The organism is Pseudodesulfovibrio indicus (assembly GCF_001563225.1).
GTDB lineage: Bacteria > Desulfobacterota > Desulfovibrionia > Desulfovibrionales > Desulfovibrionaceae > Pseudodesulfovibrio > Pseudodesulfovibrio indicus.
Genome location: NZ_CP014206.1, coordinates 3,947,867 through 3,966,573 on the forward strand (window position 1 = coordinate 3,947,867; position 18,707 = coordinate 3,966,573).

At 64.3% G+C, this 18,707-nt stretch carries 15 protein-coding genes and 1 tRNA gene; 9 read left to right on the top strand and 7 right to left on the bottom strand.

Annotation, left to right across the window (positions count from 1 at the left end):
- Positions 1 to 45: 45 nt before the first annotated feature.
- Both AWY79_RS18510 and AWY79_RS17955 read right to left on the bottom strand, forming a co-directional pair.
- Positions 46 to 1,044, bottom strand: a complete 999-nt coding sequence (locus AWY79_RS18510; RefSeq protein ID WP_078063863.1) for a DUF2806 domain-containing protein — start codon at positions 1,042 to 1,044, stop codon at positions 46 to 48.
- 166 nt (positions 1,045 to 1,210) lie between these two features.
- Positions 1,211 to 1,297, bottom strand: a tRNA-Leu gene (locus tag AWY79_RS17955).
- Positions 1,298 to 1,659: 362 nt separating this feature from the next.
- Here AWY79_RS17955 and AWY79_RS17960 point away from each other — a divergent pair.
- Positions 1,660 to 2,343 (top strand): DUF554 domain-containing protein, encoded by a 684-nt coding sequence (locus tag AWY79_RS17960; RefSeq protein WP_066806843.1) that lies wholly within the window; start codon positions 1,660 to 1,662, stop codon positions 2,341 to 2,343.
- A 51-nt stretch (positions 2,344 to 2,394) separates the two neighbouring features.
- Here the strand turns inward: AWY79_RS17960 and AWY79_RS17965 are convergent, their stop codons facing one another.
- The 3 genes from AWY79_RS17965 to AWY79_RS17975 form a co-directional block, all read right to left on the bottom strand.
- Positions 2,395 to 2,892 (bottom strand): hypothetical protein, encoded by a 498-nt coding sequence (locus tag AWY79_RS17965; RefSeq protein ID WP_066806844.1) that lies wholly within the window; start codon positions 2,890 to 2,892, stop codon positions 2,395 to 2,397.
- A gap of 449 nt (positions 2,893 to 3,341) precedes the next feature.
- Positions 3,342 to 4,250, bottom strand: a complete 909-nt coding sequence (locus AWY79_RS17970; protein WP_066806845.1) for an AEC family transporter — start codon at positions 4,248 to 4,250, stop codon at positions 3,342 to 3,344.
- Positions 4,251 to 4,325: 75 nt separating this feature from the next.
- Complete coding sequence (locus AWY79_RS17975; protein ID WP_066806846.1) at positions 4,326 to 5,075, bottom strand: N-acyl homoserine lactonase family protein; 750 nt, start codon at positions 5,073 to 5,075, stop codon at positions 4,326 to 4,328.
- Between the two features lie 515 nt (positions 5,076 to 5,590).
- Here AWY79_RS17975 and AWY79_RS17985 point away from each other — a divergent pair.
- Both AWY79_RS17985 and AWY79_RS17990 read left to right on the top strand, forming a co-directional pair.
- Complete coding sequence (locus tag AWY79_RS17985) at positions 5,591 to 6,049, top strand: chemotaxis protein CheX (protein WP_066806848.1); 459 nt, start codon at positions 5,591 to 5,593, stop codon at positions 6,047 to 6,049.
- A gap of 34 nt (positions 6,050 to 6,083) precedes the next feature.
- Positions 6,084 to 7,670 (top strand): HEAT repeat domain-containing protein, encoded by a 1,587-nt coding sequence (locus AWY79_RS17990; RefSeq protein WP_066806849.1) that lies wholly within the window; start codon positions 6,084 to 6,086, stop codon positions 7,668 to 7,670.
- A gap of 35 nt (positions 7,671 to 7,705) precedes the next feature.
- On the opposite strand, the gene AWY79_RS17995 is transcribed toward AWY79_RS17990, so the two are convergent.
- Entirely contained in the window at positions 7,706 to 8,530 is an 825-nt protein-coding gene (locus AWY79_RS17995) for an esterase/lipase family protein (RefSeq protein WP_066806850.1), read from the bottom strand.
- Positions 8,531 to 8,642: 112 nt separating this feature from the next.
- Between AWY79_RS17995 and AWY79_RS18000 the strand changes: the two genes are divergently transcribed.
- From AWY79_RS18000 to AWY79_RS18025, 6 genes are all read left to right on the top strand, one after another.
- Complete coding sequence (locus AWY79_RS18000) at positions 8,643 to 9,671, top strand: DUF1786 domain-containing protein (protein ID WP_066806856.1); 1,029 nt, start codon at positions 8,643 to 8,645, stop codon at positions 9,669 to 9,671.
- Between the two features lie 76 nt (positions 9,672 to 9,747).
- Positions 9,748 to 11,607 (top strand): right-handed parallel beta-helix repeat-containing protein, encoded by a 1,860-nt coding sequence (locus AWY79_RS18005; protein WP_066806858.1) that lies wholly within the window; start codon positions 9,748 to 9,750, stop codon positions 11,605 to 11,607.
- A gap of 325 nt (positions 11,608 to 11,932) precedes the next feature.
- Entirely contained in the window at positions 11,933 to 13,063 is a 1,131-nt protein-coding gene (locus AWY79_RS19490; RefSeq protein ID WP_233491062.1) for an aryl-sulfate sulfotransferase, read from the top strand.
- 233 nt (positions 13,064 to 13,296) lie between these two features.
- The gene (locus tag AWY79_RS18015; RefSeq protein WP_066806862.1) at positions 13,297 to 13,998 is read left to right on the top strand and encodes a DUF4197 domain-containing protein; all 702 of its coding nucleotides are present in this window, start codon (positions 13,297 to 13,299) and stop codon (positions 13,996 to 13,998) included.
- Positions 13,999 to 14,007: 9 nt separating this feature from the next.
- Positions 14,008 to 16,065 (top strand): AsmA family protein, encoded by a 2,058-nt coding sequence (locus tag AWY79_RS18020; RefSeq protein ID WP_066806864.1) that lies wholly within the window; start codon positions 14,008 to 14,010, stop codon positions 16,063 to 16,065.
- 160 nt (positions 16,066 to 16,225) lie between these two features.
- Positions 16,226 to 17,614 (top strand): esterase-like activity of phytase family protein, encoded by a 1,389-nt coding sequence (locus AWY79_RS18025; protein WP_066806866.1) that lies wholly within the window; start codon positions 16,226 to 16,228, stop codon positions 17,612 to 17,614.
- 138 nt (positions 17,615 to 17,752) lie between these two features.
- Here AWY79_RS18025 and AWY79_RS18030 read toward each other — a convergent pair whose 3' ends face one another.
- The gene (locus tag AWY79_RS18030) at positions 17,753 to 18,511 is read right to left on the bottom strand and encodes a dimethylarginine dimethylaminohydrolase family protein (RefSeq protein ID WP_066806868.1); all 759 of its coding nucleotides are present in this window, start codon (positions 18,509 to 18,511) and stop codon (positions 17,753 to 17,755) included.
- Positions 18,512 to 18,707 lie beyond the last annotated feature (196 nt).

Below are 18,707 nucleotides of genomic sequence, written 5' to 3' on the forward strand. Positions count from 1 at the left end.
TGTTTTAAAAACAATCCATGTATACTACTTTGCCAAACTGCAAACTCACGACCTATCGACTTCACATACGGGTTCACCAATATTTCGATCCCTATCCATTTTATATACCCGGAAAAACCCTTTCTTAGGATTAATATAACTCTGCACATGCCCCCAAAGAATGCCTGCACTGTCAACACTAAACCATTTTGCATCACATATTTTTAATATTTGCTCTCCAGCATCTGTCAATACAAGACCAGATATAGATATTTCATCTGATCGTAAAAATTCACAAAACACCACTTCACCGCACTCCACAAATGTAAAGTCTTCCCCGTCGGCGACCCCTTTGAGTCCCGAGCTTCTCCTCACCCCAAAAGTACTCTGATGAATTAACCCAGCATTATTTAATACTATTATATCGTTAGTAGTAATATTGTCTGGATATTCGTTATTAGCTGGGTTACATGGCAATATTCCAAATATAACAAAAGGGGCTATCTTCATAAACAAATTAGCTTCCGATATCGATATGTTTTTTAACACATCCAACGTCCTATAGCTTATGGACTTTGGTTTTTTTACTTCTTCAGCGAGCAACCTGCCCCAAAGACGCTGAATATCTTCATCGCCGACCACCTCCGCCTCTCTGCGCCAACGAGCAAACCAATCCGGTGCCACATCTTCATCTGAAACTTGATCATTGGGAATATCAGCTAACGCCTGAATGGCAACACGAACATTCCCTGCCACATTACCGACACCCTGCTCTATAGCACGCTGCCAGTATTCGCTCCCTATTGTCTTTGAACAGGCCCCCGCCTGAACAAGTTCTCCATCACGGTATTCCAATCGCCCCGCTAGAACTTTTTCGACATCCATTTTGGTCTGTGCAAGGGTCAAGGCCTTATGCCGAGTGACATTTGCATCTCGTTTACCCCACAACAAATGCGCAATCTTCCTACATCCCTTTGGGGTTGCTTCCGCCAGCTGTTCACATGATTTTGTCAAATCAGCTTCAACTGATATCTTAACTGGCAAGCCAATATTTTCTTCGCCCATACGCCCTCCAGATAAACACGATGCGAATATCTATTTCATAAAAATGCGCTCTTACACAACCAAATGTGATTTGACATGGGGCAAATGTGGGGCATGAAGACAATGCAGTCAGGAAAATAACAGAAAAGCGGCTCACGATTTGCACCGTAAGCCGCTGATTTCATTCTGGTACCAGGGGAGGGACTCGAACCCTCACAGTATCGCTACCGGCGGATTTTGAGTCCGCTGCGTCTACCAATTCCGCCACCCTGGCGTGGGAGAGGTATTCTCATAGGGCAGGGTTGTGGTTTCTGTCAATGTTCTTATGGGACGGAGGGCGCGGGGGAGGCCGTGCCGGGGGGCTTTTCACCCGGGGGTAATGGGAGGCGCTCCCGGGCAGGTTCTAGGCGGCGAGACGCAACGGACGCGGCGGGTGCGGGAGGATGCGGCGGGGGCGGGAGGACGCGGCCACGCGGGTAATGCGGCCAAACTCTCCCGACTTCGAGGGGGGCGGCGGAGAATGGAACGGGACGCCGCGATTTCCTGGGCGGCGGGTGCCGCAATATTCTTGTCACACGACCCGCTTGGTGGTAGCACCGCTGAACGATTCGACTTCGTCTGAACAAGGATACATGCATGCTGCCCATCGGTTCCATCGTCAACGCCTGCGCCATCATCGGCGGCGCCACCATCGGCTGCCTCCTGCAGTCCCGATTCCCGGAGCGCATCCGCTCCATCGTATTCCAGGGACTGGGGCTGTGCGTGCTGCTCATCGGCATCCAGATGGCCCTCAAGGTGCAGAACATCCTGATCGTCATCTTCGCCGTGCTCCTGGGCGGCATCACCGGCGAATGGCTGCGGCTGGACACCCTGCTGGAGCGGGCGGGCAACCGGTTCAAGAAGCTGGTCCGGTCCAAGAACGCAACCTTCACCGACGGGCTCGTGACCACCTCCCTGCTCTTCTGCATCGGAGCCATGGCCATCGTCGGCTCCCTGGAGGAAGGCATCCGGGGCGACGCCACCGTCATCTACACCAAGTCCATCCTCGACGGATTCGCGGCCATCGCCTTTGCCGCCACCTACGGCACGGGCGTCATCTTCTCCTTCATCCCGGTACTGCTCTACCAGGGGACCATCACCCTGGGCGCCTCCTTCTTCCAGCAGTACTTCTCGGACATGATGATCGCCCAGATCACCGGGTGCGGCGGCCTGCTCATCGTCGGCATCGGCATCAACCTGCTGGAGCTGACCGAGATTCGGCTGGCCAACCTGCTCCCCTCCCTGGTCTACGTGATCGTCCTGACCTTCTTCTTCGCATAAAAAAGGCCCGCTTCCCTTGGGGAAACGGGCCTCGGCTCGGCTCTGAACGCGCTATTCGGCAGGCGCGGCCTTGGGCTTCTTGGCGGGCTTCTTCTTGGAAGCGCAGCCGCCGCAGCCCGTGGTCTTCTTGATTTCCTCGTCCGGCTCCACCGTGCGGATCTCGGCCTCGGACGCGATGTGCCCCTTCTCGATGGCGTAGGCGACGGCGTCCTCCAGGATCTGCTGGCAGTGCTCGGTGGGGATGAATTCGCCGACCATGGCCCGCTGGTATTCCGGGCGGTCGAACGGCTCGGCCCATTCCTTCTCGCGGAAGTACATCCAGGGGCCGACCTCCGGGGTGTCGATGGGCGGGGTCGTGGAACGCATGGACACTTCCCAATGGGTGTACTGGTAGATGTCGTCCAGGGTCTCTTCGGGGGTGGAGGCGTGGACCTCGCTCGCCTGGAAGGAGACGAACACCTTGAACCCGACGGCCAGCTCCTTGAAGACGCGGCCGAACTCGCCGTGGCGACCGCCCTCGACGAGATATTCTCTGAAATCTTTGGCCATTACATACTCCTTGTGGTGCCTTGAACAGGAAATCAGCGGCATAGTCACTCAATTTTCGGATGTAATCAAGGGGTTTTGGGTTGGCGGGGGGATTCCTCTCCTTTGTTGGAGGGTGGAGAACCGTCGCTAAAGATGATCGGAGGTTCTTTTGTTTGAGAGAGAGCCGCTGCCCCTTCGCGGACGGGTGGACGGGATATGAAAGCGACTGTTTGGGGCTGCGCCCCAAAGACGCTCCAGGAACCTTTGGCCTGTGTCGGCTGATATGGCGGCTGTTTGGGATAGTGCCTCGGAGGAGATTCGGAAGGAAATCTCCCGCTGCCCTGCCCCGCGAAGCGGCAACAAAAAGTTTTGGAAGAGAGGGGGATGGGGGTTCGGGGGAAGGGGGAGAGAAACCTTTCTCAAAAGGTTTCTCTCCCCCTTCCCCCGACCGCCGGAGGCTCCGGCCTCCCCTACCCCAGCAGGGCCAGAATGAGGGGCATGGTCAGGGCGGAGAGGACGGTTTGGGCGGTGATGATCAGGGCCATGACCCGGTGGTCGCCGCCCATTTGGCGGGCGAGGATGAAGGAGGAGACCGAGACCGGGATGGCGGTGAAGATGAGCGCGGCGGTCAGGGCCGGGCCGTCCACGGAGAGCAGCCGGGCGCAGCCGTAGGCGGCCAGGGGCAGGGCCACGAGGTGGGCCAGGGAGGCCAGGGCCACGGGCAGGGAGCACGCGCAGACACCCTCGAAGCGCAATCCCGCGCCCACGGCGAGCAGGCCGAGGGGCAGCGCCGCCTTGCCGAGGATGGTCAGCAGCTCCAGGACCACGCCGGGGGGCTGGACGGTGAGCGCGCTCATGAGCATGCCCACCGCGCAGGACAGGATGAGCGGGTTCTTGATCAGCTCCAGCCCCACCTTGCCGAGTCCGCCGCCGTGCCTGCCGTGGCGCGACAGGACCATGACGCAGAGCACGTTGACCAGCGGGATGAGGGTCAGCATGGCCACGGCGGACAGGGCCATCCAGTCCGGGCCGAGCAGTCCGGCCGCGGCGGACAACCCCACGTAGGTGTTGGGCCTGATGGCGCCTTGGAAGACCGAGGTGAAGACCGGGCCGTCCAGCCGGAACGCGGTCCGGGTGAAGACCAGGAACGCGCCCACCAGGCAGACCGCGCCGATCAGGGTCAGGGCCAGCCCCATGGAGGAGCTGTCGAACTGCCGCCCGGAGAGCCCGGCGACCAGCATGGCCGGGAACAGCACGTAGTAGGTCAGCCGCTCGGACAGGGGCCAGAACCCCACGCCGGGAAAGTCGATGCGGTGCAGGACGAAACCGAGGAGAATCAGCCCGAAGATGGGCAGGATGGCGTAAATGACGGGAGACATGGACGGCAGCCTACGCCGGTCCTCCGGGATATTGCAAAGAAAAAAAGGCCTCCGGGGGGAGGCCTCTTTGCGGTCTTACTCGGGCACCGTCTCCATGGACGCCCATTTGGGCTCGTGGAGAGGCAGGACATAGTCGGCCATGTCGCGGGCCTTGAGCAGGATGTCGTAGGCCTCGTAGGGGCCGGTGTTGGTGCCGGGAGGGATGACCTCCATCTCCATGGCCTTGACCTCCACCGGCGGGTCCAGGTTCTCCAGGATGGTGCAGAACCCGCAGATGAGCACCGACCCCTTGTCGGTCTCGATCTTCACGGACATGCCGCCCGGGGTGTGGGCCGGGGTGTGGATCATGGTGATGCCGGGCAGGATTTCGGTGTCCTTGTCCACGGTGACGATCTGGCCGTTCTCCTTGGCGTCGTCCACGTAGTCCTCAAGGTATCGGAAATCCAGGGGATGCGGATTGTAGACCGACTCCATCTCCTTCTCGTGCACGTAGATGGTCGCGTTGGGACACTTGTAGTCGTTCTCGCAGTGGTCGTTGTGCAGGTGGGTGTGGATGATGATGTCGATGTCCTCCGGCTTGAGGCCGTATTTGGCCAGCCCCTCTTCGAAGGTGTAGATCTTGCCGCCGATGGCCTTTTCCCGCTCCTCGGAAACGATGGGCTGCATCTCCCCGGTGTCCACCAGGATGTTCTTGTCGCCGCCCTCGATGTACCAGGTGTAGATGGGGATGGTGTACGGAGTGCCGTACCCGTGCTGGTAGGTCATCATGCCTTTGTCGAAAACCTTGGTTCCCATGACGATGGGATGAATGGTGTAGGTGCTCATGTGGTACGCTTCCTGTTGAATTCAAATGAAAGTATGAACGGAGGTCGCCCCTGTCAAGCCTCGCCTCCGGCGCGGCCCCGCGATGGACACGGCCACGGCCGGGAGGAGACAGTCCGCCCCGGCGCGGATGAAGCCCGGGCTCTTCGGGACGACCGGCATGGGCGGCGAGAGGGCCGCGCGGGAAAGAACGTTGAAAGGAAACAGGGAGGCCGCGAAAAGCGCGGCGGTCTGGTCCGCCCCGAAGGGGCACGGCAAATCGCTGGCGGGCATGTCGCTCATGGGTGACTTCGGGAGTACCGCGCCCCCGGACATGGGGCAAGGGAAAACCCGGACGTCGTATTATTAATATTATACACACCTTGACCCTCGCTCGCATAGTCGGGTACGAACTGAAAAAGCGGCGACGTGCCATCCCGATGAGAGACGAGACGGCCGATACGCCTTTATCTATTCTTAACAGACGGTTAAGAGCGGAAACAGACAGTAATATATCCATATTCGCAAGGAGAGAGAGCATGGACGTCGAGCTGGCCAAGCCCTTCATAAAAGCAGCCATAGATGTCTTGTCCACCATGGCCTTCATTCGGCCCGAGGTGGGCAAACCATACGTCAAGAGAAACAATGTCGCCGCGGGCGACGTGTCCGGCATGGTCGGCATAACGGGCGAGAAAAACGGGTCCGTATCCCTGTCCTTTTCCAAGGGGTGCGCCGTGGCCATCGTCAAGAACATGCTCGGCGACGAGATCGACGACATCATGCAGGATGTCAAGGACGCGGTCGGCGAGCTGACGAACATGATTTCCGGGCAGGCCCGCGCAGGGCTGGCGGAAAAGGGACTGGTGTTCCAGGGCTCCACGCCTACGGTGGTTATGGGGGATGGGCACACCGTTTCCCACATGGCCAAGGCCCCGATCATGGCCATCCCCTTCAGGACCAAGGACGGGGATTTCACCATCGAGTTCTGTTTCGAGTAGGCTCTGCCTTCCTTAATCCAACAGTGGAGACGTCATGGCACCGCTTGAAAAATTCAGAGAAAAGGAATTTCTGGATCAGATCACGATCCTGAACGAGATATCCGGGAGCAAGAACACGGAAGCCCTTCCAGGGTTGATCGAGCTGCTCAAGAACCCGGTTGGGGACACCTCCATCGACTACATGGTGGTCAACGCCCTGAACGCCGTCCTCTCCAGCAACGAGGACAAGGTCGTCGAAGGACTGAGCGATCCCCACGAAGGGTTCAGCATCCTGTGCATCCGCGTGGCCGGCGAATACGCCATCCGCGCCGCCGCCGAACCCCTGGTCGAACTGGCCCGGTCCGAGGCGGACCTCGACAGGCTCATGGAGATCCTGACTTCCCTGGCCCGCATCGGGGATTCCGTCGCCCTCCCCGTGTTCCGCACCTTCCTCGACCACGAGGACTCCTTCATCCAGTCCTCCTGCATCGAGGCCCTGGGCAAGCTCGGCGACGCCGAGTCCATAGAGAAATTCAAACAGATCATCACCGACAGCGAAGCTCCCGACCGCTTCGAGGTCTGCGACATCACCACCTGGAAGGCCGTTGACGCCCTGGCCCACAACGTGGGCGAGGACACCATCTCCTTCCTGGTATCCACCCTGCACCACAAGAACCCCACGGTCCGGCGCATCATCACCGACGCCCTGGTCAACGTCGGGTCCTACTGCATCCCCATGCTGCTCGCCGAGTTCGAGACCGGCAACACGGACAGCAAGATCCTGACCGCCAACGTGCTCGGCTTCCTGGGCGACCGGGGCGGAGCCGCCGGGCTGGTGGCCGCCTTCGACAAGGGGCTGGCCCAGGACCCGAACGTCCGTTACGCCGTGTACGAGGCCCTGGGCCGCATCGGCACCATGAAGGGCATCATCTGCCTGGTGGACGGACTGTCCGAGACCGACGAACTGATCCTCATGGCGGTCATCGGCGGGCTGGAGAAGCACGTCAATCCCGGCATGATCTCCACCCTGACCGCGCTCATCGCCAAGGCGGACGAGCAGTCCGACAGGCTGGCCAAGGCGGTCATCGCCTCCAAGGCGACCGCGGTTTTCGACGCCCTGTACGAAAACCAGGGCGCGGGCGATGCGCTGATCGACGCCCTGGCCGAGTCCAAGGACCCGGAGGTCGTGGAAGAGTTCCGCGCCGTACTGGGCGAGATCGGCGGAAGCCGCGCCCAGGAGGACCTGGACCGCTTGCCCACCCTGACCACCGGGACCCGCAAGGCCCTGGCCGCCGACGACTCGCGCTCCATGTGCGCCATGCACCGGGCCATCCTCACGGACCTCGGCTTCGAGCCGTTCATGGCCACCAACGGCGAGGAAGCCTACGACTACGTGGAGCAGGGCGAGGAGTTCGAAGTCGTCATCACCGACATGAACATGCCGATCATGGACGGCATGGAGCTGGTCGGCAAGATCCGCTCCACCCCCGGCATGGAGGACGTGCCGATCATCATGGTCACCACCGAATCCGAGGCCTCCCAGCAGGGACTGGCCGCCAAGACGGGCGTGACCGCCTTCATCACCAAGCCGTTCAAGCCGGACGACCTCAAGGCCAAGATCCTGGAAGTCACCGGAGAATAACCACCGATAAGAAAGGGCCCCGAACGGGGCCCTTTTTATTTGTCCTTCAGTTGGGCCAGGAACCCGAGGGCCATGGCCGCCACCTGCCGGGAGTAGAGCATCCAGACGTGGCCCATGGGCGCGCAGACGCGCTCGGTCCAGCCGTCCCTGCCCGTGCGCAGGTGGTCGAGGGGAAAGACGTAGTCGTCGGTCAGGGTGTAGACGCACAGCCGGGGGCAGTCCGGGTCCGGGGCCTGCGCCACGGCGCGGGAGATGGCCCGTCCGGGGATCAGGTCGCGGGCCATGCGGTTGCCGCCGAGCCAGGCCAGTTCGCTGCCGCCGTGGGGCGACCCCAGGGTGACCAGCCCGGCCACCCTGTCGCGGAACCGGGGATCGCCCGCCGCGCACCGGCAGACCAGCCCGCCCAGGCTATGGCCCACCAGCACCACCCGCGCGTCCGGATCGTCGCCGAGCAGGTCGTCGAGCCTGGCGCGCATCCCTTCCATGGCCGCGCCGAAATCCTTGGTAAAGGTGTTGTAGCCGTAGGTGTGGACGTTGGCGAACCCGGCCCGGCGCAGCCTGCGGGCAAAGATCAGCCAGGCGGTGCGGTTGTGGTACAGCCCGTGGACCAGGAGCACCGGCACGCCCTTCCCGGCCGCGCCCTCGGGCAAAGCCAGGGCCAGGCAGCTCGGCAGCGCGATCAGGTCGGCGGCCATGGCCGTGCCCAGCCCGCGCGCCAGGGCGAGCCAGAGGTTGCCGGTCCCGCGCCGGATGTCGGCCATAGATCCGGCCAAGCCGTTGGACAGCAGGAACAGCGCAAAGCGCAGGGCCGTGAACACGAACAGCCCGAGGGCGACGTAGACAAGGATTCGGACGAGCATGGCGCACCATGCCGCCGGGGTGATGCGGTGTCAACCCGGCGGGGAATCCGAGCCCCCTTGCCTCGATCCCCGGCCCGGTGTACCAAGGCGGACATCCAATAAGGAGATATACGTGACGACCACTCTCTGCCTCGACATCGGCAGCGGCACCCAGGACGTGCTGCTCTATTCCCCGGACCGCGAGATCGAAAACTGCCCCAAGTTCGTGCTCCCCTCCCCGGCCCTCCAGATCGGCCGGAGGGTGGAGGCGCTGCGCCTGAAGGGCGAGAACATATGGCTCCACGGCAGCAACATGGGCGGCGGCGTGACCCGGTTCATCAACGGCCATCTCAAGGCCGGGCTGAAGGTGGCCTGTACCGAGAAGGCCGCCTACACCATGGCCGACGACCTGACACGCATCCCAGCCATGGGCATCGAGATGACCGACAGCTGCCCGGACGGCTTCGTGCCGGTGCGGCTGACGGACTTCGACGAAGCGTGGTGGCACCGGTTCATGGAGGCCGCCGAGCTTCCCTGGCCCGACGAGGTCGCGGCCTGCGCCCAGGACCACGGATTTCACCCCGGCCAGTCCAACCGCATGGGGCGGTTCAAGCTCTGGCGGACCCTGCTCGACGAGGGCGGAGGACGGCCGGAGGCCCTGGTCTACCGAACCCCGCCCGCCATGCTCACCCGGCTGGCCGACCTCCAGGCGGACATCGGCGGCGGCCCGGTGGCGGACACCGGCGCGGCGGCGGTGCTCGGTGCGCTGTTCGTGGACGAGATCGAACGGCTGAGCTTCGAGCGCGGCATCACCCTGGTGAACATCGGCAACTCCCACCTCATCGCCTTCCTGCTCCACGCCGGGCGCATCCACGGGGTGTACGAGCAGCACACCGGCTGCGTGGACGGCGAAAAGCTGTGGCGGGACCTGGCCGCGTTCCGCAAGGGGTGCCTCTCCTTCGAGCAGGTCTTCGACGACAACGGCCACGGCTGCCTCTGCCTCGACCTGCCCGCCGAGGCCGGGGGATTCGAGCCGACCTTCGTGCTCGGCCCGCGCCGGGGGATGCTGGACGGCTACGACGTGGAGTTTCCCTCGCCCGGCGGGGACATGATGCTGGCCGGATGCTTCGGCCTGATAAAGGGACTAGCCATGCAGGGGTGAAATCGGGCATGGTGGCCGGGAATATAGACCCGTCGAACGGCCCGCAGCGGCCCTGTCGAACGCTCAAGGAATTCATATGATCACGAGTCGAATCTTCCCTGTCCTGCTTGCCGCCCTCCTGTTTTTCCCCGCGACCGTCCACGCCCGGACCCTGTACGTCAACATCGGCGCCGAGGCCGCTGGCGACGGCTCGTCCTGGAGCGCGCCCCTGAAGGAACTGACCATTGCCCTGGACGCCGCCGCCGACGGCGACGACATCTGGGTCGCCGCCGGGACCTACCTGCCGGGCGCGGACCGCAGGGCCTCCTTCCGGCTGAAACCCGGCGTGGCCGTGTACGGCGGCTTCGCGGGCACCGAGACCGAGTTCCGCAGGCGGGACGTCAAGGAACACCAGACCATCCTGTCCGGCGACGTCGGCGCGCCCGGCGTGCCGGACGACAACGTTTTCCACGTGGTCACCGGCGCGGACCGCGCCGTGCTCGACGGCTTCACCGTCACCGGCGGCTATTCCCTGAACACCCGCTGGCACGGCCCGGACACCCTGACCGCCGCGGCCCTGGTCCGCGAGGCCGGGGACGGCATGGGCGCGGGCATGCTCAACTTCCGCGCCTCGCCCACGGTGCGCAACTGCGTCTTCCAGGACAACCACGCCCTGGTCGGCGGTGCGGTCTACAACATGACCTCCTCCGCGTCCGACCCTGCGGCCGAGACCGGATCCGCGCCCAAGTTCGCGCAATGCGACTTCTGGCAGAACTCGGCCCTGGCCTGGGGCGGCGGCGTGGTCAACATGCTGCGCTCCCGGCCCCTGTACGTCTCCTGCCAGTTCGACTCCAACCTGAGCGACGCCCAGGGCGGCGGCATGTACAACGATTTCGGCGCGGCCCCGATCCTGCTCAACTCCATCTTCCGCAACAACGAGGCCGAGCAGGGCGCGGGCCTGGCCAACCAGGGCGGATCGAGCGCGACCCTCTACTACTGCACCTTCACCGGGAACCGCTCCCTCAAGGACGGCCCGGCCATATTTCAAGGCAAGGGGAACAACGACGCCCTGCTGGTCAAGACCCTGGTCTGGGGCAACGAGTGCGACTGCGAGGACATCCGCTTCACGAGCCTGCCGCCCTCCACCCTGCGCATCACCGACGCCGTGATCCAGAACGGGTTCAAGGGCAAGGACATCTACCAGGCCAACCCCGGCCTGGACCGCAAATCCGAGACCATGCTGAACATGGGCTACAAGACCAACGGCTATCGGTTCGTGGACGCCCAGCTGCCCGACCGGTTCGCGGACCTGGACAAGTACGGCCAGGGGTACAGCCGGCCCGCCTTCGACCCGGCCCGCGCCCTGACGGTCACCGCCGCCCTGGCCGAGACCCGGACCAACCCCGTGCAGATGGCCGCCGCGCCCGTTGCCCGACCCGAACCCGAGCCCATGCGCCTGGAGGACATCCTGGCCGAGCCGCCCGCGCCTGAAGCCGCACCCGAACCCGCGCCCGAACCCGCGCCCCTGCCCGAACCGGTCCCCGTTCCGGCCCCGGAGCCGATGGCCCCGCCCGTACCGGAACCCGTGCCCGTACCGGAACCCGTGCCAGCACCGGAACCCGTGCCCGCGCCGATAGCGGTTCCCGCGCCCGAGTCCGCACCCGCACCCGTTCCCGAAGAACTGGCCATGGTCGCGCCCCCCCGCCGCCGTTGCGCCTGCGGCCGTGCCTGTTCCCGAACCCGCGCCCCAGGGGCCGGACACCCTTTCCTCCATGGACCTGGACGGCAACGGTTGCCTGACCCTGAACGAGACCACCGGCAAGCTCAACCAGCAGTTCTGGCGCGTGGACCACAACGGCGACGGCTGCATCTCCCGCGCGGAGCTGGACCGCTTCGAGGCCCGCATGGGCGGCCAGGCCCAGACGCCCAAGATCGCGACCGCGCCCGCCAAGCCTGAACCGCCGGTCTATGCCGTACCCACGCCCATTGTTCCGGCGGCTCCCAAGCCTGTGGGCGCGCCCCAGGCGTCGGCAAAGAGTGCGGCCCCGATGGCCGCGCCCAAGGCGGCCCCAGAGCCAGTGACCGCGCCCAAGGCGGCCCCCGCTCCGGCCCCGAAGGCGGCTACCAGGACCACGGCCTCCGCGGCCCCGGCAGCCGTCCCGGTTCCGGCCGCACCCTGCGCCGCCGCCCCGGCCAAACCCGCTCCCAAGCCCGTTGGCGGCCCATCCACCGGGTACACCCTGTTCGCCCCCATGGGCGGCACGGACACCTACCTGGTGGACATGCAGGGCAAGACGGTCAAGACCTGGCCCGGTCGGGACGCCTCCACCGGCGCGGTCTACCTGCTGAAGAACGGCAACCTGCTGCGCACCGTGTCCCCGGCCAGGGGCGAGGTCCGCACCCCGTTCGAGGGCGAGGGCGTCAGCGGCGGCATTGTCCAGGAAGTTTCGCCCCGCGGCCAGATCGTCTGGGAATACAGCTACATCTCCAAGGACGTCCGGCAACACGGCGACATCCAGCCCCTGCCCAACGGCAACGTCCTGATCCTGGCCTGGGAACTGAAGACCCGCATCGACCTCTCGGAGGCGGGCGGCTCCGTGCGCAACCATCCCGAGGGCATGATCTGGTCCGAACACATCGTGGAGGTCCGCAAGTCCGGCCCGCGCAGCGGCTACGTGGTCTGGGAGTGGCACGCCTGGGACCACCTGGTCCAGAACACCAACAGCGACGCGCCCAACTATGCCAACCCGGTGCGCCTACCCCAGCGCATGGACGTGAACTACAACCCGCGCCGCACCCCGGACTGGCTCCACGCGGACTCCATCGACTACAACCCGGCCCTGGACCAGATCGTCCTCAGCCTGCGCAACACCGGCGAGGTCTGGATCATCGACCACTCCACGTCCACGGAGCAGGCGGCCACCTCCAAGGGCGGCATCATGCACCGGGGCGGCGACATCCTCTTCCGCTGGGGCAATCCCGCAGCCTACGGCGCGGCGGGCAAGCCCATGCTCACGGCCCAGCACGACGCCCGGTGGATACGCAACGGCAGGCCCGGCGAAGAGACCATCCTGATCTTCAACAACGGCGACCGCCGCAACAAGCGGTCCGAGGTCCTAGAGATCAAGCCCGACTACTACTTCAAGGCCACGACCCTGGACGCCGAGGTGGTCTGGTCCTTCGGCGGCGACAGCGCGTTCTACGCCGACCGCTTCTCCGGGGCGCAGCGGCTGCCCAACGGCAACACCCTGGTCTGCGACGGCCCGGCGGCGCACCTCTTCGAGGTCAAGCCCGACGGCAAGGTGGCCTGGGAATACCGCTTCAAGGAACCGGGCAAGGAACCCAAGCCCCTGTTCCGGGCCACCCGCATCTCCCTGGACCATCCGGGGGTCGCCAGATTGTCACTGAAATAGCCGGGCGGCGCGGGGACAACTCCGCTCTCATGTCTAAAAAATAAAGACCGGCAAGGGTTTGCAACCCTGTGCCGGTCCTTTTATGCGGTGCGTCGGCGCGAGAAATCCTTTCTACCGCCCGCCTCGGCCCGGCGCGTGGGGCGATATTCACCCAAAAGCCGCGCATCCCTCTAGGCAGCCGCGCCCCGGCGTGATATATTTGCCAGTATCGACACCCAACCCCCGGAGCCGCCATGTCCCTGAAAAACGCCGTCCCCCTCCCGCTCATCCTGCTCTTCCTGGCCGTCTCGCTGCAGCCGGTCTCGGCGCGCGCCGGATGGGGGGAGACCCTCAAGCAGGCCGGGGAAGCGGGCAGCCAGGCCATGGGACTGTCCGTGGGCCCGTCCCGGATCGAGGCGGCCTTCCGCGAGCTCCTGGGCATGGGTACGGACGCGGCCGTGGAATCCCTGTCCGCGGACGGCGGGTTCTCCACTCTGGCGGCCACCGCCCTGTCCCTGCCGGAGAGCTACCGGAAGATTGCCGAGACCGTGGCGCCGAACCTGCTCGCCTCCCTGAATTCCGCTGCGGAGGCAGCCGTTCCCGGCGTGGGCGAACAGTTCAAGAAGGCTATCGCGACCATGGAATTTTCCAACCCCGGCTCCCTGCTCAGCGGCAGCAAGACCGCCGTGACGGAGTATTTCGATGCGAACGCGCGCGACTCCCTGACCCGAGGCGCGGCCCCGCTCGTGGAGGCCGCTCTGAACCAGGCGGGCGGCGGCTCCATCCTGTCCGCAATCAAACAGCTGGGCAGCCTGACCGGGACCCCCTTCGACCCTGTGGATTACCTGACCCGAAAGACCCTGGACTCCATGTTCCTTTACATCGGCAAGACCGAGGAGGGCATCCGTTCGGGCGACATAACGACAACCAGCGAACTCCTGCAACGAGTCTTTTAGGAGCGAATCATGAACAAGACACTCAAGATCGGACTGATGGTCATCGGAGGGCTGGCCGCCCTGTTTATCGCGGCCTGCATCCTCCTGGTGCTGATCGTGGACCCCAACGAATACAAGGCGGAGATATCCAAGGCCGTCAAGGAGCAGACCGGCCGCGAGCTGAAGTTCGAAGGCGACATCTCCTTCAACTTCTTCCCGTGGCTCGGCCTTGAGGTCGGCCCCATGGCGCTGGGCAACGCACCCGGCTTCGCACCCGACGAGATGGTCCGCATCAACCGGGCCGAGGCGTCCATCCGGCTGCTCCCCCTGCTCTCGGGCGACGTGGCCGTGGGCGTGGTCGTCCTGGACGGCCTGACCCTGAACCTGGCCAAGAACAAGCAGGGCGTGACCAACTGGGACGACCTGACCAAGTCCGACGGCTCCGGCGACAAGGCAGCCGAGGAAAAGCCCGCCGTCGAATCCGAAGCAAAGGGCGGCCAGCCCGAATCCCTTTCCGTGGAGGGCGTTGAGATCGTCAACGCCAACATCGTCTACGACGACATGCAGGCGGGCAAGAAGACCTCGGTCACGGACCTGAGCCTGGTGGTCGGGGCCGTGGGCGACAAGGTCCGCTTCCCCTTCGAGCTGAAGTTCCGGCTCAAGCTGGATGACCCGAAGATCGACACCAATCCGGTCCTCGCCGGGCTGGCCAGCTTCGACCAGGCCGCCGGGACCATCCAGGTGGACGAGTTAAAGTTCTCCCTGCTGAACCTCGAGCTGACCGGTCTGCTCTTCGCCAAGTCAAAGGACGGCGCGCTCTCCTATTCCGCCGAGCTGAAGCTGGCCAAGGCCTCGGTCCGCCAGTTGATGAAGGAGCTCGGCATGGAAGCGCCCGCCACCGCCGATCCCAAGGTCCTGGAAGCGCTCAGCGCGGACCTCAAGGTCAACGGCAGCGACACGGCCGTTTCCCTGGAAAACCTCACCGTGAAGCTCGACGACACCACCCTGACCGCCGAGGGATCGGTGAAGAACTTCGACAAGCCCGCCCTGTCGCTCACCGCCAACGTGGACGCCATCGACGCGGACCGCTACCTGCCGCCCAAGTCCGCCAAGTCCGAAAACGAGGCCGGACAGGAAACGGCCCCGGCCGCCAAGGAGGAACCCGCGCAGGAGCCCGACCTGGCCGCGCTGCGCGACCTGGACCTCAAGGCCAAGCTCACCGTGGGCAAGCTCAAGGTCATGAACCTGACCATCACCGAAATCCTGGCCCAGCTCACGGCCCGCAACGGCGTGCTCACGGCCAAGCCCCTGTCCCTCAAGCTCTATGACGGCGGCTTCAACGGCCAGGGCGTGCTGAACGTCACAGGCCCGGTCGCCGCCTGGGCCAAGTCGGGCGCGCTGACCGACGTCCAGGCCCAGGGACTGATCACCGACCTCATGGGCAAGGACATGCTCCACGGCACGACCAACGCCAAGTACGACCTCAAGGGAACCGGCCTGACCCCGGACAACATCAAGAAGTCCATCTCCGGCACCGCGTCCTTCGCCTTCACCGACGGCGCAGTCATGGGCGTCAACGTGGCCAAGATGCTGCGCGACGGCTGGAACAAGCTCCAGGGCAAGCCCGCGGGCAAGGACGAACCGGCCAAGACCGACTTCGCCGAGCTGCTCGGTTCCGCCACCCTGACCAACGGATACATCGAGAACAAGGACCTGCTGATGAAGTCGCCGCTCTTGCGCGTCACCGGCAAGGGATGGGCCGACCTGCCCAAGAACACCACGGACTACACCGCCGTGGTCACCGTGGTCGGCACCCTGGAAGGCCAGGACGGCGCGTCCCTGGAAGACCTCAAGGGATTGCCCCTGCCCATCTACGTCAAGGGCGACCTGAACGATCCGTCCATCGGGCTGGACATGAAGGCCATGGGCGAGGCCCTGTTCAAGGGGACCTTCAAGCAGGGCACCAAGGGGCTTGAGCAGCAGCTCAAGCAGAACATCCTGGGCACGCCCAAGACCGGGACGTCCGGGACCACCTCCGGAGACGCCCCGAAGACCAATCCGCTCAAGGGGTTGTTCAAGAAGCAATAGCCCGAATCTGAACCATCGGCCCCCCGGCACCCCGCCGGGGGGCTTTTTCGTGGCCGCCGGACGCGCCTCCCGTTCCGTCACGCAATAGCCATGCGATCGCCACGACAGGTAACCATCCCCTCATTATATGTTGGGACAATTCATCCACAGGAGGCATTTCATGCTGCGCACCCTTTCCCTCGTCCTTTTGCTCCTCGCTTCCTCCGCCCAGACCGCCTGGGCCCAGAACATCCTCGTCGAAAAATACGACGTGGAAATCCCCAAGGAATTTTTCGTCCCCTACACCGGGGTCTACGCCGACCGGTTCCCGGACGGCTTCACCGTGGGCATAGGCTCCGGCATGACCTACGTCGGCAAGGCCGAGGACGGCGCGCGGGTATTCTACGCCATCGGCGACCGCGGCCCCAATGCGGACGCGCCCAAGTTCGAACTGGACGGCAAGGCCACCGCCAGCAAGATGTTTCCCGCCCCGAACTACGCCCCTTCCTACGGGGCCATCCGGGTCAAGGACGGCCACGCCGTGCTGGCCAGCCTGATCACCCTCAAGGACGCGCGCATGCGCCCCATCTCGGGCCGCGCCATTCCCATCGGGTCCGTTGGCTCCACGGGCGAAGTACCGCTGGACGACTCCCTCAAGCAGCTCGCCTTCGACCCCGAGGGGCTGGATACCGAGGGCATCGACATCGACAAGAAGGACAAGCGGTTCCTGTGGATCTGTGACGAGTACGGCCCGTTCATCGCCAAGATCGACGGCTACACCGGCAAGATCGTCAGGAAATACACGCCCGGCGTGGAGCTGCCCATGATCGCCGCCTCCCGCCAGCCCAACAGGGGCATGGAGGGCATCGCCGTGACCCCGTCGAACAAGGTCCTGGCCGCCATCCAGTCGATCTGCGACGTGGACGGCAAGGTCAAGGAATCCAAGGCGACCTTCATCCGCCTGATGCTTCTCGACCCGGAGACCAACCAGGTCAAACAGTACGCCTACCCGTTCGAGGCCAAGAATTACGCCCGCTCAGCCGACGCCATGATCGGCGACCTGTACGCCATCTCCGAGACCAAATTCATCCTGGTGGAGCGGGGCAAGAACGCCGACGGCAAGGGTCGCATCCCGGTCTTCGTCATCGACCTGGCCGACGCCACCGACATCTCGAACGTCAAGGCCAAGGACGGCGGCGAACTGGAGACCGTGGCCGACCGAACCGAGGTCGAGGCGCTCGGCGTCAGGTACGTGGCCAAGACCCGGCTCATCGACATCAAGGAACACGGCTGGAAGCCCGCCAAGGCCGAGGGCGTGGCCCTGCTGCCCGACATGCGCACCCTGGTGGTGACCTCGGACAACGACTTCGGCTTCACCTTCAAGGTCGTGGACCCGGTCGAGGACGCGGACGGCAAGCCGGTCACCAAGGCCGCCGCCTACACCGTGGACCCGTCCGGCCAGGTCAAGTACAAGGGCCGGCCGGTGAACACCCGCGTGGAGCTCACGCCCACCGGCACCGCGTCCCAGATCTGGTTCTTCACCCTGCCCAAGCGGGTGACCGACTACTAGCTTCCCCATCGGGGGAGGGAGGGGTCACCCTTGTCAACTCCTGTCCCTTCCCTCCCCGTCCATCCCTCGCCGGATGAAAGGCCATGAAAAAGCCCCCGACTCGTCGAGCCGGGGGCTTTGATCTGGCTATGGCGCGGACTAGAAGCGCAGGGAGAGGCAGGTCAATCCGCCGTCCAGCTTGCGGAACTCGGAGACGTCCAGGACAACGGTCTCCACGCCCGTGGCGCGAACCTTTGCCAGGGTCTTGGGGAACCCGTCGGGTACGATGACCGTGCCGTTGATGTACAGGCAGTTGCGCGCGTAGGCCTCGTCGTCCTCCACGATGACCCGCTTGAAGAGCGACAGCTCCGGCAGGGAATCGCAGCAGGGGGAGACCAGGATGGTGTTGTTGCCGATGTAGTTGACGTCGGTCTTGAAATGCAGGGACGGGCAGCAGGAGATCTCCACCCACTTGTAGCCGTACGGCTCGACCGCTGCGCCCAGAGCCGCCGCGCCCTCGTGGTTGGTGCGGTCCGACAGGCCGATGAAGAAGGTCTTCTCCACCTGGAGCACGTCGCCGCCCTCGATGAGCGCGGGGGGAACGATCTTGACCACCGACTTGTGCTTGGCCAGCTCCGGCTCGATGGTCACCTGTTCGCCCTGGCGCGAAGGCGCGCCCAGCGGGGTGAGCACGGCCACGTGCTCGCAGACCACGGCGGTGTCCTCCACGAAACAGCAGTCCGGGTAGCCCGGCTCGGCATCGAGCACGGTCACCTCCAGCCCCAGATCGGCCAGTGTCCGGCAATAGGCATCGTGCTGTTTCAGGGCCAGATCGAAGTCCGGCTTGCCCAGGTTGGCGGTGGTGATGCCGTCGACCATCTCCGGTCCGGGACGGCGGGTTATGGCGTGAGTAAACATGGTGGTTGTCTCCTTCAATGAATTGTGCCCGCACAGAGTGCTGATTCCCCTCTCCCGCGTCAAGCAGGATCTGCCCCTACGTCCCCTCGGACACGGCCCCCTCGTCACCGGCACACCAGCCCTGGCCTCCGCTTCAAGCCCGCCGCCCGTCGGGCAAAACAAAAGCCCCCAGTCAGGGACTGGGGGCTTGAAATAT

What these genes read in the sequence shown, in the direction of transcription:
- AWY79_RS18510 (WP_078063863.1), bottom strand. Translation starts at nt 1,044, where the DNA reads ATGGGCGAAGAAAATATTGGCTTGCCAGTTAAGATATCAGTTGAAGCT.
- AWY79_RS17960 (WP_066806843.1), top strand. Translation starts at nt 1,660, where the DNA reads ATGCTGCCCATCGGTTCCATCGTCAACGCCTGCGCCATCATCGGCGGC.
- AWY79_RS17965 (WP_066806844.1), bottom strand. Translation starts at nt 2,892, where the DNA reads ATGGCCAAAGATTTCAGAGAATATCTCGTCGAGGGCGGTCGCCACGGC.
- AWY79_RS17970 (WP_066806845.1), bottom strand. Translation starts at nt 4,250, where the DNA reads ATGTCTCCCGTCATTTACGCCATCCTGCCCATCTTCGGGCTGATTCTC.
- AWY79_RS17975 (WP_066806846.1), bottom strand. Translation starts at nt 5,075, where the DNA reads ATGAGCACCTACACCATTCATCCCATCGTCATGGGAACCAAGGTTTTC.
- AWY79_RS17985 (WP_066806848.1), top strand. Translation starts at nt 5,591, where the DNA reads ATGGACGTCGAGCTGGCCAAGCCCTTCATAAAAGCAGCCATAGATGTC.
- AWY79_RS17990 (WP_066806849.1), top strand. Translation starts at nt 6,084, where the DNA reads ATGGCACCGCTTGAAAAATTCAGAGAAAAGGAATTTCTGGATCAGATC.
- AWY79_RS17995 (WP_066806850.1), bottom strand. Translation starts at nt 8,530, where the DNA reads ATGCTCGTCCGAATCCTTGTCTACGTCGCCCTCGGGCTGTTCGTGTTC.
- AWY79_RS18005 (WP_066806858.1), top strand. Translation starts at nt 9,748, where the DNA reads ATGATCACGAGTCGAATCTTCCCTGTCCTGCTTGCCGCCCTCCTGTTT.
- AWY79_RS19490 (WP_233491062.1), top strand. Translation starts at nt 11,933, where the DNA reads ATGCAGGGCAAGACGGTCAAGACCTGGCCCGGTCGGGACGCCTCCACC.
- AWY79_RS18015 (WP_066806862.1), top strand. Translation starts at nt 13,297, where the DNA reads ATGTCCCTGAAAAACGCCGTCCCCCTCCCGCTCATCCTGCTCTTCCTG.
- AWY79_RS18020 (WP_066806864.1), top strand. Translation starts at nt 14,008, where the DNA reads ATGAACAAGACACTCAAGATCGGACTGATGGTCATCGGAGGGCTGGCC.
- AWY79_RS18025 (WP_066806866.1), top strand. Translation starts at nt 16,226, where the DNA reads ATGCTGCGCACCCTTTCCCTCGTCCTTTTGCTCCTCGCTTCCTCCGCC.
- AWY79_RS18030 (WP_066806868.1), bottom strand. Translation starts at nt 18,511, where the DNA reads ATGTTTACTCACGCCATAACCCGCCGTCCCGGACCGGAGATGGTCGAC.